Annotated in this window: 11 protein-coding genes and 3 pseudogenes; 8 read left to right on the top strand and 6 right to left on the bottom strand. The window is 69.0% G+C overall.

All coding sequences use genetic code 11. The annotated features are described in order from the left end of the window. Positions 1 to 533: 533 nt before the first annotated feature. Positions 534 to 1,778: an IS256 family transposase gene (locus tag OG331_RS04460; RefSeq protein ID WP_406191754.1), complete on the top strand. Its 1,245-nt coding sequence runs from the start codon at positions 534 to 536 to the stop codon at positions 1,776 to 1,778. A 20-nt stretch (positions 1,779 to 1,798) separates the two neighbouring features. On the opposite strand, the pseudogene OG331_RS04455 reads toward OG331_RS04460, so the two are convergent. Beyond that, a pseudogene (locus tag OG331_RS04455) lies at positions 1,799 to 1,885 on the bottom strand (IS6 family transposase); the annotation flags it as partial. Positions 1,886 to 2,017: 132 nt separating this feature from the next. Here OG331_RS04455 and OG331_RS04450 point away from each other — a divergent pair. The 5 genes and pseudogenes from OG331_RS04450 to OG331_RS04430 form a co-directional block, all read left to right on the top strand. After that, positions 2,018 to 2,642: pseudogene (locus OG331_RS04450) on the top strand (Mu transposase domain-containing protein); the annotation flags it as partial. 49 nt (positions 2,643 to 2,691) lie between these two features. Next, positions 2,692 to 2,838 (top strand): hypothetical protein, encoded by a 147-nt coding sequence (locus tag OG331_RS04445; RefSeq protein ID WP_406191752.1) that lies wholly within the window; start codon positions 2,692 to 2,694, stop codon positions 2,836 to 2,838. 268 nt (positions 2,839 to 3,106) lie between these two features. Then, on the top strand, positions 3,107 to 3,577 hold the full coding sequence (locus tag OG331_RS04440) for a hypothetical protein (RefSeq protein WP_406191750.1): 471 nt from the start codon (positions 3,107 to 3,109) through the stop codon (positions 3,575 to 3,577). Positions 3,578 to 3,659: 82 nt separating this feature from the next. Continuing rightward, a pseudogene (locus tag OG331_RS04435) lies at positions 3,660 to 3,869 on the top strand (hypothetical protein); the annotation flags it as partial. A 425-nt stretch (positions 3,870 to 4,294) separates the two neighbouring features. Next, on the top strand, positions 4,295 to 4,432 hold the full coding sequence (locus OG331_RS04430; RefSeq protein WP_406191748.1) for a hypothetical protein: 138 nt from the start codon (positions 4,295 to 4,297) through the stop codon (positions 4,430 to 4,432). Between the two features lie 103 nt (positions 4,433 to 4,535). On the opposite strand, the gene OG331_RS04425 is transcribed toward OG331_RS04430, so the two are convergent. After that, entirely contained in the window at positions 4,536 to 7,085 is a 2,550-nt protein-coding gene (locus OG331_RS04425; protein ID WP_406191746.1) for a hypothetical protein, read from the bottom strand. A gap of 432 nt (positions 7,086 to 7,517) precedes the next feature. Continuing rightward, the gene (locus OG331_RS04420; protein WP_406191744.1) at positions 7,518 to 7,667 is read right to left on the bottom strand and encodes a hypothetical protein; all 150 of its coding nucleotides are present in this window, start codon (positions 7,665 to 7,667) and stop codon (positions 7,518 to 7,520) included. On the opposite strand from OG331_RS04420, the gene OG331_RS04415 reads away from it, so the two are divergent. Then, positions 7,666 to 8,322, top strand: coding sequence for a hypothetical protein (locus tag OG331_RS04415; protein WP_406191742.1), 657 nt, complete (start codon positions 7,666 to 7,668; stop codon positions 8,320 to 8,322). The genes OG331_RS04420 and OG331_RS04415 overlap by 2 nt on opposite strands. A gap of 24 nt (positions 8,323 to 8,346) precedes the next feature. Here the strand turns inward: OG331_RS04415 and OG331_RS04410 are convergent, their stop codons facing one another. Beyond that, positions 8,347 to 8,484, bottom strand: a complete 138-nt coding sequence (locus OG331_RS04410; protein ID WP_406191740.1) for a hypothetical protein — start codon at positions 8,482 to 8,484, stop codon at positions 8,347 to 8,349. Then, positions 8,456 to 9,319, bottom strand: coding sequence for a transposase (locus OG331_RS04405; protein ID WP_406191738.1), 864 nt, complete (start codon positions 9,317 to 9,319; stop codon positions 8,456 to 8,458). The genes OG331_RS04410 and OG331_RS04405 overlap by 29 nt, the downstream gene beginning before the upstream one ends. Before the next feature lie 376 nt (positions 9,320 to 9,695). Between OG331_RS04405 and OG331_RS04400 the strand changes: the two genes are divergently transcribed. Continuing rightward, a complete protein-coding gene (locus OG331_RS04400; RefSeq protein WP_406191736.1) occupies positions 9,696 to 9,935 on the top strand; it encodes a hypothetical protein in 240 nt (79 codons plus the stop codon). 201 nt (positions 9,936 to 10,136) lie between these two features. On the opposite strand, the gene OG331_RS04395 is transcribed toward OG331_RS04400, so the two are convergent. After that, positions 10,137 to 12,545 carry a putative Ig domain-containing protein gene (locus OG331_RS04395; RefSeq protein ID WP_406191734.1) on the bottom strand — a complete coding sequence of 803 codons (2,409 nt, stop codon included), beginning with the start codon at positions 12,543 to 12,545 and terminating at the stop codon, positions 10,137 to 10,139. Between the last annotated feature and the right edge of the window lie 23 nt (positions 12,546 to 12,568).

Here is a 12,568-nt window from a genome sequence, read left to right as displayed (position 1 = left end):
TTTTTTTCTGTGTCCCGGGCTGCGGGCTGCGGGCTGCGGGCTGGGGGAAGGACGGGAAGCGGAGGCGCTGTTCGGCCCTTTGCGGAGCAGGGGGCCGGTTGTCCTGCACCGCATTGTGCGGTCCGTGACCGTATCCGGCCCTGCCCTGGGGGGCAGGGGGCAGGGACGGCGGACCCTCCCAGGAGGGTGCTGCTGTTGTCGGGGGCGTGATCGGCTGGGGGTGTGACCGGGGGCGGGGCGGCCTGTGGTTCAGGTCGTGGCGGGCAGGCTCGTGCCGGCCGGTGATGTGGTTCCAGACGGTGAAGCGGATCATCATGTCGAGGCGGTGGCGGCCGGCGGCCGCCAGGTGGCGGTGGGGGTGGAAGTGGGGTGAGATCCCGGTGAACGCGGGATGGCGTCCCTTGTTGTGGTGTAGCCGATCAATGTGAGGGTGTGCGCCTGGGGGCGTACGGCCGCCTGGATTGCGCTCCCTGCCTGGCAGACGGCCACCATGCAATTCTCCCTGGTAGAAGGCCAATTCGACCAGGAGGTGCATGGTGGCCCTGTCCCAGCATGACTTACTTCGGCTGCTGGAGTCACTGCGTTCGGCGGACGGGCTCGAACTCGTCCGTTCCGTGGCCGAGCGGATGCTGCAGGAGCTGATCGAGGCCGAGGCGACGTCGAGGATCGGTGCGCAGTGGAACGAGCAGACCGAGACACGCACCGCGCTGCGCAATGGGCACCGCGACAAGACGCTGACCACGCAGGCCGGTGACCTGGACCTGGCGATACCTAAGCTACGCGCGGGCAGCTTCTTCCCGAGCCTGCTGGAACGACGCCGCCGCATCGACCAGGCCCTCTTCGCGGTCATCATGGAGGCGTACGTTCACGGCGTGTCCACACGATCGGTCGACGAGCTGGTCAAGGCGCTTGGTGCGGACAGCGGGATCTCCAAGAGCGAGGTCTCCCGGATCTGCTCCGACCTGGACATTCAGCTGACGGCGTTCCGTGGCCGGCCCCTGGACCACGTCCGCTTCCCCTACATCTACCTGGACGCCACCTACTGCAAGGCGCGGGTCGCCCACCAGATCGTCTCGCGTGCCGTGGTGATCGCCACCGGCATCACCGAGGACGGCGGCCGCGAGGTACTGGGCGTGATGGTCGGCGACAGCGAGACCGAAGTGTTCTGGACCCAGTTCCTGCGTTCCTTGCGTGAACGCGGCCTGGGCGGTGTCCGGCTCGTGCTCGGTGACCACCACGCGGGCCTGGTCAAGGCGATCCGCAAGGTCATGCTCGGCGCGGCCTACCAGCGCTGCCGGGTCCATTTCCTGCGCAACGTGTTCAGCGTGATCAGCAAGGACTCAGCGGAGATGGTTGCTGCGACCATTCGCACCATCTTCGCCCAGCCCACCGCCGATGCGGTCCGCACCCAGCTGGACACCGTCGCCGACATGCTCGGCACACAGTTCCCCAAGGTCAAGGAGATGCTGCTGGAGGCGAAGAGCGACCTGACCGCCTTCGCCGTATTCCCCGAACGACATTGGAAGAAGATCCAGTCCACCAACCCGCTGGAGCGGATCAACCGCGAAATCAAACGCCGCACCGACGTCGTCCAGGTCTTCCCGAACGACGACGCACTCCTGCGACTGGTCACCGCCGTGCTCTTCGAACTCCACGACGAATGGATCGCCTTCCCCCGCCGCTACCTGCCCGAGGGAAGCATGGACACGATCTACCCCGCCGAGCGCCCCGAAAGCGCCCCCGCACTACCCAACACCACCAACACGACCACCGGATGATCGGCTACACCACAAGAAGGGACACGACCGAACGCGGACAGGGACCGTTGTGCTGATCCGACGGACCGGAAGCCTTTCATCGCGCGTTCACGCTGCCGGGGGTGCTGTCACATGGGGAACGCGGGCGTCTGAGAGGGCATTTGATCTAGGCGGCGAGGAGGGGTGAAGGGAAGTGTCACCACTGAAACGGCGGGGCCGGTCAAGGCCTGGTCTTGTCCGGGTTCTTCCTGTCGGGTTTCGTCCGTGATCATGTGCCGGCAGGCCGGGCCTTCTCCTCCGTCAAGGAGGTGAATGCCGCCTTCGCGGCCTGGGTGCCGCTGCGGCGGGCGAAGGTCCACCGCACCTACGGTGAGGTCATCGGACACCGGGCCGCGCGCGACCAGACGGCTCTGCGTGGGTTGCCGAAGTCCCCCTATGTGGCTGCCCAGCGGCACCTGCGTCACGTCGGAGGGGACTGCTTGGTCGCCTTCGACGCGAACCTCTACTCGGTGCCCGCCCGCAAGGTCCGCCCCCGCCGGCTGGTCGGGATCAGGGCCACGAAGTCTCAGGTCATACTGCGCTCCACCGTCGCTGACGTTGCTGGCCGTCCACTCGCGGGCGCTCGGCCGTGGAGCCCACATCATGGACGAATCGCACTGGGATGGCCTGCCCACCGGCGCCGGCCGCCGGGTCACCACCGGCGACTCTCTGCCTTCGCCCGGCCGCGGCCAGCCGGTCGGATCGGGAACCGGACCGCTGCAAGTTCTGCTGAACCGAACCGCAGCCGCACGTGTCGGGGTCGGCCGGCGTCCGCTGTCCGTCTATGACGAGCTGACCGGCACCCGTCCCTTCACCGCCAACTCCCGCAGCAAGGACGTCCGTTGAGTGTCCGGCCGAAGACGCCACGGCAACCGCCGGCTCGGGTGCCGCGGCCATGGCCGCCTCCCGCACCAAGGAGAAGACCTGCCTCGGAGCCCGCTATCACCGGCTCGTACCCCGCCCGGGCAGGAAGAAGGCCCTCGTCGCTCTCGAATACCCGGTCCCGGCCGCGGACAACATGCTCGCTGACGGCGTCGCCTAGCACGACCTCGGGCGGCGGCCACTACGCCGAGCACGCCCCCGAGCGAGCCATGCGCCGCATCACCCCGTCAGGCCAGCGCCCCCGGCTTCACCGTCCACTTCGATCCCATCGAGGCCGCCGGAACACACCCCACCGATCACCCCACGGACCTGGGTCATCCTTCACTTTTTGGACCAGACCCGCTCGGAGAGGCATGTTGTCCCTTTGTGCCTGAACGGGAAACCTGCCGGGGAACCCGGAACTGGTGTCCAGGTGACAGCATCGGTACATGACGTGGTGGACGAAAGAGAACTATGCGGGAGAGATCGCTGCTCCGCCCGGGGCCCGGGAGTACTTTCGCGAGCTGAGCCTGCGCGGCCCGGAGCGTATCCCGCTGGGTGCCAGTCAAATGTTCGGAGTGGACGGCGATTGGATCGACGTTTTGCAGGACGTGGTCGTCGTCGAATTTCTGCTGCGTACGGCGAGAGACGCGACGACCGAGGGGACCGCGGAAGACGAATCAGTCACCTGCAAGATGCGGCTCTGGGACGTGCTCAACTCCTCCTCGGTCACCTCCGATGGGTCCGACGAGTTCACTGTCCGATTCGAAGCGGGGGAGAGCGGAAGGAAATGCCTGGTCATCCGAAACTTCGATCAGGTATCCCGACGGCGTGATACCCGTGCGCCCCGGTGTCTGTACAGCATTTGGCTGGAATCCAAGGACGAAAACGCGGAGGTGTGGGTCTCTCTGTACGCCTGACGGCCCGGGGCGCGGACCGCGTCGTGATCAACCCCTTTTCAGTTGGAGATCGGCGGGTCCGCAATAGTTCGGCGCTCGGCTGATGGGGGTGGAGGCCGTCCGGCCGGTGAGGCGCCTCTTCGCGGACAGGGACCCCATGCGGGACCACGGCCGCCGTGATCGCCGCCATCGGCGACGCCAGAGGTTTCCCCACCGCTGGACACCTCGCCCCTACACCGGACTCGCCCCCGCGACGAAGTCCTCGGGGACCTCCATCCGCGGCGGGGACGCACCCCATCGCGGTAACCGCCTGCTCGAACGCGCCCTGTTCCGGACCGTGTTCGCCGCGATCGGCTGCACCAGCGCCCTGTCCGCCCGGGTAACTGGAGTTCACGCGGGTTCCTGGAGACGTACCGCGGTCACATCAACGCACGTACGCAGGTGGGCACCCTGCACCGGCGAATCAGCGAGCGCCCGAAGTTCTCGCACTCACTGGCAGATTCCGCGAGTGGAGCCGGGAACTTGCCGAGGAGAGCGGGAATCCAGAACCTGCGCATCAGGCAATCCACGCCTCGCCGTGTCGATACCGATCCAACCCCCAGCGGAGGAAGAACGGCAACCCCAAGGGCGCGCCGGCCAAGTCCCGCCGGCCACGGACCGTGCCGGTCACCGCCGACCTGGTCGCCCCGTACACCGACTACCTACGAGTGCCACACCGCCGGCGCGGACGGCGGCGACATGGACTTCGTCCATCTCTTCCGCCCGCCGGTGGGCCGGCCGATGTCCTCCCTCAACATCAAGGGCGTGCTCGACCGCCTGGCTCGCGCCGCCGACCACCCCTTTTGCGCCTCCACATGCTGCGCCACTCCGCCGTGACCACGTGGCTGCGCGGCGCAGTGGGCCGGGCTCGGGCACTGCCGAGTGGGTCTGTCCAGGACCGTACAGACCCCAGGCCTGGGTTCACGCCCCGGCAGGGTTGTCAGTTCTGGTTGCGGGCGGTGTTGATGCGGTCGCGGAGGCGTTGGATGGTGGCCAGAACCCCGGCGCCGGTGTCGTTGAGTCCGAGCGCATTCCCCAGTTTTTTCAGCGCATTGTATACGGGGTGGACGGTTGTGTATCCGAGGGCGGTCTGTACTCCGGGGATGGTGGCGTTGTCGAGGGCTGCTTGGAGGGTGCGTCGGTGGAGGGGGTTGGTGAGGGTGAGGGTGTTGTTCACGGTGGTGTCGTCGGTGTGGAGGGTGTCGGCGAGGTTGCGTTCGGTGGTGTCGTAGGTGCCGGGGTCGGTGATCCGGTCTTTGAGTGAATGGATCTTCAGGCGGACCTGGTTGGGGGTCAGCTTCAGCCCCAGTTCCCGCCCCAGGTCCCGCCCCAGGTCCCGCAGCATTTTTTCGATGCCCGTTCGGGTGTACGTGGCCGTGCCGCGTGTCCGGGTGCGCTGGAGGGTGCGGGTGATGGTGTCGATGTTCTCGCCGCTGAGGGCGGCGCTGAGGATGAGGCGCAGGCGGTCGTCAGTCCCCACCGCGAGTCGGTTGGCGCGTTCGGCGATCGTTGCGTCGTCGAGGAGAGCGGTGTCGAGGTCGCGGTCGGCGGTGGTGTAGAGGCCGGGGTCGTTGATGGCGCCCGGCTTTGAGCGCTGCAGCTCGAGGAGCTTGGCGCGCATGGTGTCGGGTGTGTAGTGAGCGGGCATGCCGAGCGCGCGGCTCAGCCGGTCCAGGCCTCTGTCGACAGAGGCCGCGTTTTTGGGGGTGCCGTTCGCCCGCAGGGTCCGGGTGATCTGCGGGGCGCTGTCGCCGTGGAGGACGGCGGAGAGGTACCACCGGTGCGGGCTGGCGGGGTCGGCGGCGATGGCGTTGGCCCGGGCGATGTAGGTGGCGTCGTTCTCGTGCACGGCGTGGAGGGCTTCGTAATGGGCGCCGTGGTAGGTGCCAGGGTCCTGGATGCCTAGCACGCGCAGGTCGTTGAGCAGCGTCTCGGGTGCGGTGCTGAGGCCGAGCGCCTCCCCCACTGTCTGGATCGTCGTAGCCACCGTGTGTGCGGGGGCGGCGGTGTCGGTCGCTTCCGGACCGGTGTAGTAGATGCGGTAGGTGCCGATCTGGGCGGGATCGTGGCCGTGGAGGAGGCCGCTGACGATCCACCGCTGGTAGTCGCTCAGGCGGTCCAGGCGGTCCTGGACGGCCTGGGCGTCGACGGTGGCGAGGTCGACGGCGGGGGCGGAGCCGCTGCCGGTGCGCCGGCGTTTGGGTGCGGGCGGGCCGGTGTCCGGCCCGGTCGCCGGCGCCGGGTGCTGTGGGATGTTCCGTGCCGGGATCTGTGGCAGGGCCGGCGGGGGCGCGGGTGTGGGGGGTTGTGTGGGGTTGGTGAGGTAGGTGAGCCAGGCGGTGGCGTTGTCGGCTGGGGTGGGGGCGTTGTCGGGGTGGGTGTTGATGATGGTGTGGGCGGTGGAGGAGTAGCGGCGGGCGTTGTGGATCCAGGGGCCGGCTTTGGCGGGGGGAGGCTGGAGGCGGGCGGTGAGGTAGGTGTGGAGGGTTTTCAGGGTGGGTGCCGGGCGGGGGCCGCCGGGCTGGGGGTGGCTGTAGGGCTGGAGGAAGTCCTGCAGGGTCTGCTCGTCCGCGTCGGTCCACCGGCTGGCGCGCAGCAGGGTCCAGGCCTGGTACAGGTAGGCGGGGAGGTCTTCGGTGCTGGTGGGGGCGGGCAGGCCGGCGGAGGTGGCGGCGGGTACCAGTTGTTCGGTGACGAAGGTGGAGTTGCGGAAGGCTCCGGCCAGCCACGTGCGGGTGTCTGCGGGCCGCGGGCCGTCGCCGGCGGCTGCGTAGTGTGCGTCGAGATGCTCCTGCAGCCCGTCCAGGGTGGGCTCGGCCAGGCCGAGGTCGAGGTCGGCGCCGTTCAGGAAGCTGAGCAGGATTTCCTTGTCCCGTGTCGACCACTGCCACGGCGCAGCGGCCTCCCGCGCGGGTGCGTCGGCCATGACCTGGTCGTCCGCACCGTCGCCCCGGCCGCCGGCGGGCATGTCATCGGCGGCGGGTGTGCTGCTGGCGACGATGGCCTGCCACAGGCCGTCGGCGTCGACGCCGACGGTGGAAAGGCCGAACCGAGCGGCCAGCCCGAGCAGCCAGCCGTCGATTTCTTGCGTCTCGTACTGCCATTGCGCCATGACGCCGGCACGAACCTGCTGGTACGGAGAGCGGGCGTAGCCGTAGTCGATGCACCACTGCAGCAACTGGCGGTCGTCGCCGATACCGGCACTGGTGTACGGGGGCGGGGCAGTGGTCGGCGGCGGGGTGTAGGGGTTGTTGGTCGGCGGCCCGGCCGCCGCGGCCGCCTGAGCCGCTAGATGTGCCACTACCACAGAGGCCAGGTCCTCATTGCCCGCGGCGGTGATCCCGTAACTGTCCGCGACGTCCCTCAGTACACGGAGCGCGTCATTTCCCAGCTGCTCCGTCACACCCTGGCCGGTCCATTCTTCCACCGCACCCAGCTCGTTCAGGGCATTCCACAGCTGCTCCTCGGACGTCGCGCTCTGTCCGAACAAGGACTGCGCCCCAGGCACCGGTGTGCGTACACCTGCCTGCTGGTCCTGGCGGCCCGAAGCAGAGTTATCCGTGTCATTCCAGAAACCGGAATCATCCGCGGGGTCCCACGGCCACTCTGTCATCGCGTCTCCAAGCCTTGCCCCACCCTCCGGCACATTTCTCACCGTAGGGCCGCCCCCCTGCGGGCCCTTCGCACCTCCAGGCAGCAGGACATGCACCACCAGCTGCCTCGCACACTGCCCTGCAGAGGGCACCGTCACGTGGTCGAGGGCCTCGGCCAGGGTTGTCAGAGTGCGGAACGTGAGGTCTTGTCCGTTTCGTGGTTGAGGCTGGGGAGGGATTGCTGGTCGCGAGTGGGAGTCCTCAGGTGTTGGGGCGGGCGAACAAGCCAGGTTCGGGTTCGTTGAGGATGCCCCGGCTGACCAGGCGTTTCAGTTCGGGAGGATTGGCAGGTCGAGGGCCCGGCAGAGGTCGCGGGCGCGCATCGGCCGGCCCGCGTCGGCCAGGGCGGTGAGGATCTGCTGGTAGGCGGGGTGGTCCGGGATGTCGGGGCGGTCCGGCCCGGGGGCGGATGAGGGCATGGCAAGGGTGAGAGACCGGACTGCCGTCGGACGGAAAAGGCCGGCCCTCCTCCACGTGGAGCGGTCCCGGCACCATGGTCCGGCCATCCCAAACAGCAGCCCGCTGCTGGTCGACGTCACGATCACCTGGGCCGGAGGATTCGAGACCCACAGCCGGGCGGTGCGACCGGTCCTGCGCTACGACCAGCTGTCGTACTTCCCGCACCTGCTGCAGCGGCTGACCGATCTGGCCGGTCAGGGGCTGAACGTCGGCCAGATCACCGCACGGCTCAACGCCGAAGGGCTGCGGCCGCCCAAACGCACCACCCGCTTCACCACCGAGCAGGTCGGCAATCTGTTGATCCGCCACGACATCCGCGTCCCCGGGCACCGCCGCACCCCCGCCCCGGACCTGCCTACGGACCAGTGGACCGTCAAGACGCTCGCGGCGGAGCTCGACCTGCCCATCAACACCGTCTACTCCTGGATCTACCGCGGCTGGATCACCTCGGAAAGGCGCCCCGGCCTGCGATTCCGGATCATCCGAGCAGATGCCGCAGAGATCCAGCGGCTCCGCGCACTGCGCGACCTGCCCCGCGGCCATCACACAAAAACCCGCTGGCAGGCCCCGGTCCCACCCGAACCCCACAACGACACCGAGAGGCAAGAGCCATGAAAGACCATCCCGATATGGGGAGCACTACGGGTGGCACACCTCGACCATCCACCGCTGACCCGCGGTGATCACCAGCTCGGCCAGAGTGCCGGGGGTGTGGTGGCACAGGAAGTAGGCCACCTCGCGGACGAGTTCACCGTTGTTGTTCTTCTTGTTCGGCACGGTGGAGCGGCGGATCAACAGGGTCCGTGCCAGGCCGTGAGGGGTATCGGCCAGGGCGACGACGGCGAAGTCGTAGGCGCGCGGTCCCTTGGCCCCGTCCGCGCAACTGCGGCGCTCCATCAGTGTCCCGGGAAGCCTCGCTCACAGCTGCCGCGCCTGATGGGCAGGGCCGTCTGCCAGCGGCAGCACCTCGTTCTTCGGGATCGCCATCACGCAGCGGACCTGGTGTTCTTTTGAGCCAGGCGCGCAGGGCGCGCGAGCCGCCGTAAAGCTCGTCGGCCAGGAAGTAGCTGAAGGGCACCCCGGCCTCGAGCGCACGCTCGACCATGCGCCGGGCCGGCTCCGGTTTGGTGACAACGGCGCGGGCCCGCTCCTGGGGTATCGAGGCCTCCTCGCAGCGCCGACGGTGTTCCTCACCGCGGCCGGCCCAGTGCTGCCCGGCATACAGCTCCCGGTCGATGATCGCCCGCCCGCGCGAGGATCCGTAGGACAGGTGCACGCTGACCTGGGCGTTCTCGACCTGCCTGGTGACACCTGTGTACTGGCGGTCCACCCCCGCACTCTTGGTGCCCTTCTTGATGTCACCGGTCTCGTCCGCGATCAGCACCGCGTCCTCCGCCTGCAGCGAGTCCACCACGAACTCCCGCACCCGGTCGCGCAGTTCGTCGGCGTCCCAGGCGGCCCGGGCCAGGAAGTCGGGCAACCGGTCCAACAAGGCATGCCCGGCCGCCTCCGCGACCTGCCCCATGTTCTTGCGCGGCACATCCGACAGCAGCCCGCGCACCATCGCCCGCAGATTCTCCCGCGACGCCGGCCGACGGAATACATCGTCCACCGACACGCACAACGCCTCCAGGTCCGCCTCCCAGCACCTCCGCGGTCAGCTCATCACGCCGGACCAGACCCGACGGCAGCAACAGCCCCATACACCAGCAACGAGTCCGATCATCATCACGTCACGTGAACAACCGGCTGTAGTACCGGGCGAGGAGCCGGGTCTCTCGGGGGATGAACGGGCGCGGCTAGGCCCGAGCAGGAACGCGAGCTGAGTGAACTGCAGCAGAAGGCCGCTTCCTGGGAAAAAGGTCGCGGCGTCCTGTGCCGAGGAGTGCATCAATTTGCGCGGCCCGACGGCCGGAAAAGAGCCGGCGGGAGCCGCAGTTCGTGGCGGTGTGCATGTGGTGCGGCCGTCGTCGTCCAGGAGCAGGATCGTGACGGGCCAGGGCCAGGGCCAGGGGCGGGGCCAGGGCCAGGGGCGGGGGCCGGGGGACCGGGGAGGGCGGGTCACCGAGCCGGGGGAGTACGTGGCCGACCCGGATGACGTCAACGATGGTACCTGGCTCGACTCGGGTGAGCGGCTGGGCATGTCCACCGGCGTCGGCTGCGCTCGCGGAGCCGGGGGCGCCAGGAGGACGGGTGGCCGATCGGCCGTCCCCGCCATGCGCCACTGATCGGGCCCGGCGCCGTTTCGACCGGCCTGCACCGGCCCGGTGCTGCTTGGACGGGCCTGCAGCTGGATCGCCTGGCGTGGGGGCGGGCGTCCGGTGGGGGTGGGGTACCCACTGGACGCCCGCGGTGTGTGCTTGTCGTGTTCAGCTGCTCCTATGTTGTCTGCCTTGTCTGCGTTGTTGGGGGGGGTAGGGGTTGGGGGGTTAGGGGGCGAGTGTTTCGCATTGGGTGCCGAGGGGGGTGCATTGGTCGGTGCCGGGTCCGCCGTTGATGGCGTTGGTGCCGGTGCCGGCGCGGATGGTGTCGTTGCCGTTGCCGCCTTGGATGCTGTCGGTTCCGGTGCCGGTGGTGAGTTGGTCGTTGCCGTCGTCGCCCTGGACGCTGTTGGTGCCGTTGCCGGCGTTGACGGTGTCGTCGCCGGCTCCTGCCACGATGCTGTCGGTTCCGGTGCCGGTGGTGATGGTGTCGTTGCCGGCGCCGGACTGGACGCTGTTGGTGCCGTTGCCGGCGTTGATGGTGTCGTTGCCGGTGCCGGTTTTGATGCTGTCGGTGGCGTTGCCGGTGGTGACGGTGTTGGTGCCGTTGCCGGCGTCCACGGTGTTGGTGCCGTCGCCGGCGTTGATGGTGTCGTTGCCTGCGCCGGTGGTGATCTTGTCGTTGCCGGTTCCTGCGCAGATGAGGTCGTTGCCGCCGGCGCCGTTGATGGTGTCGTTGCCGTTCTTGCCGAGGATGATGTCGTTGCCGGGGGTGCCGGTGAGGACGTCGTTGCCGGCGGTGCCGTTCACGATGTGGACGGCGTGGGGGTCGAGGCCGGTGGTGGTGCAGGAGACGGGAGAGACGGTGAGGTGGTAGGTGCGGGTAGCGGGCGGCAGGTCGGATTCGTCGTTGGTGGCGGTGACGGTGAAGTCGGCGGTGCCGGCAGTGGTGGGGGTGCCGCTGATCAGGCCTGCGGCAGTCAGCTCCAGGCCGGCGGGCAGAGTGCCGTCGGTGACGGCGAAGTCGGTGTTGTCGGTGTCGTCGCCGGTTGTCAGCTGGGCGGTGTAGGGGACGTACTGGGTGGCGTCCTGGAGCGTGAGCGGCGTGATACTCGGGCCGACATCAAGGCGGAAGCTCACCCCGCGCGTGGGGACGCTGTATACGGCGTCCCCGCTGTAGTGGACGCCCAGGAGGTAGGTGCCGGCGGGCAGCTGCAGATCCCGGAACACGGCCTTGCCGTCGGAGACGTCTGCCTGCGCCAGGACGGGGCCGGGCCCCTCGGTCAGCGTGGCGGTGCCGGTGGGAGCGGGCAGTCCGCTGACACCGGATCCGGCTCGGACGTCGGCAGTCACCGTGATCTTGTCGGTGGCGGAGGGCGCGGACGGATCCGTCCCGGTGATTCTGACGGTGGTCGGTGCCTTCGCGACGGTGAGCGTGAACTCCTTGGACGCGGTCCCGGAACTGTTCTCGGCCGTGACCGTGAAGGTAGGCGTGCCGAGGTCGTCGGTGCCCGCCGGTGTGCCGGTCACGGTGCCGGTGCCGTCACCGTTGTCGGTGAAATCTGCCCAGGACGGCAGGCCTTGCGCAGTCAGGGCGGGAGTGGGTACGCCGCTGGCGGACACCGTGAACTCGCCTTCGCTGCCCAGCGTGAAAACAGCCGGATCCGTATCGGCGAACACCGGCGCACTGGCCTCGTACGTGATGGTGACGCTCGGCGCCGCACTCGTCAGGGCAACGGAACCGCCGTCGGGAACGAGGGAGGAACCTCCACCGCCACCGCCCGCACCACTGCGACCGGAGCCGGCGGGGACCTGGTCGCCGCCGCTTCCGCCGCCGTAGAGCCCGCCGCCTCCGCCGCCGCCGGTCCCCCCGGCGCCGCCGGAACCAAGCGTGCCGTCCGCCCCATCGGGTGTGCCGCCGCCTCCGCCTTCGGTAGCGGTGCCCGCGGCGCCGCCGGTTCCGCCGGCGCATTGGCCATTTCCGCCCGGCTGCCCAGCGCCCCCGCCCAGGCCTCCGACACATTGTCCGAAGCCGCCGCCGCCAAACTGGCCGATGTTAAACCGTCCGCCTCCTCCGCCGCCTGCCGCCACGACGAGGCGGATGTCCTCCTCGGCGCGGATGTCGGAGGCTCCGCCCCCTCCTCCTCCGCCGTCCGAGGTGCCGCTGCCGCCGCCGTTGAAGCCTCCGACACACTGCACACCACCAGTACAAGACCCGGCGGTTGCGTTTCCGCCGACCCGAACGTAGAGGGTCGGTACATCGTCCACAGCGAGGGTTGCCGAGACCTGGGCGCCCTGTCCTCCAGCCGCCCCGGCCGAGAAGCCGCCGTGGCCGCCGATCGCGGTCACCTCCACGGAGGTCACCCCGTCGGGGACCGTGAAGGTCTGTTCCTCCCCTGTGGATGTGGAGAGGAACGTGCAGGTGATGGTGGTGCCGGTGGGCTCGCAGTTGTTGTCCAGGGCGTGTGCGGTGCCGGACAGTGTCAACGGCATGACTCCGGCGATGCACAGGACTCCGGCCGAGCTCAGGGCAGTGGCCATCGTGGCCGGCCGCCGGGGGCCGCGCCGTCTGCTGTCCCCTCCGACGGGATCGTGGCCGGGCCTTCGGAACAGGGTGGTCATCGAGGCGAGTGACATCGCGACTCCTTGGGGGTGACGAG

It is taken from the genome of Streptomyces sp. NBC_01017, from assembly GCF_045162795.1.
GTDB classification, from domain to species: Bacteria; Actinomycetota; Actinomycetes; order Streptomycetales; family Streptomycetaceae; genus Streptomyces; species Streptomyces machairae.
This window is presented reverse-complemented; position numbering and strand designations above follow the sequence as displayed.

Coding starts and splice junctions, on each gene's coding strand:
- OG331_RS04460 (WP_406191754.1), top strand. CDS start 534: ATGGTGGCCCTGTCCCAGCATGACTTACTTCGGCTGCTGGAGTCACTG.
- OG331_RS04430 (WP_406191748.1), top strand. CDS start 4,295: ATGGACTTCGTCCATCTCTTCCGCCCGCCGGTGGGCCGGCCGATGTCC.
- OG331_RS04415 (WP_406191742.1), top strand. CDS start 7,666: ATGGCAAGGGTGAGAGACCGGACTGCCGTCGGACGGAAAAGGCCGGCC.
- OG331_RS04420 (WP_406191744.1), bottom strand. CDS start 7,667: ATGCCCTCATCCGCCCCCGGGCCGGACCGCCCCGACATCCCGGACCAC.
- OG331_RS04445 (WP_406191752.1), top strand. CDS start 2,692: ATGGCCGCCTCCCGCACCAAGGAGAAGACCTGCCTCGGAGCCCGCTAT.
- OG331_RS04395 (WP_406191734.1), bottom strand. CDS start 12,545: ATGTCACTCGCCTCGATGACCACCCTGTTCCGAAGGCCCGGCCACGAT.
- OG331_RS04440 (WP_406191750.1), top strand. CDS start 3,107: ATGACGTGGTGGACGAAAGAGAACTATGCGGGAGAGATCGCTGCTCCG.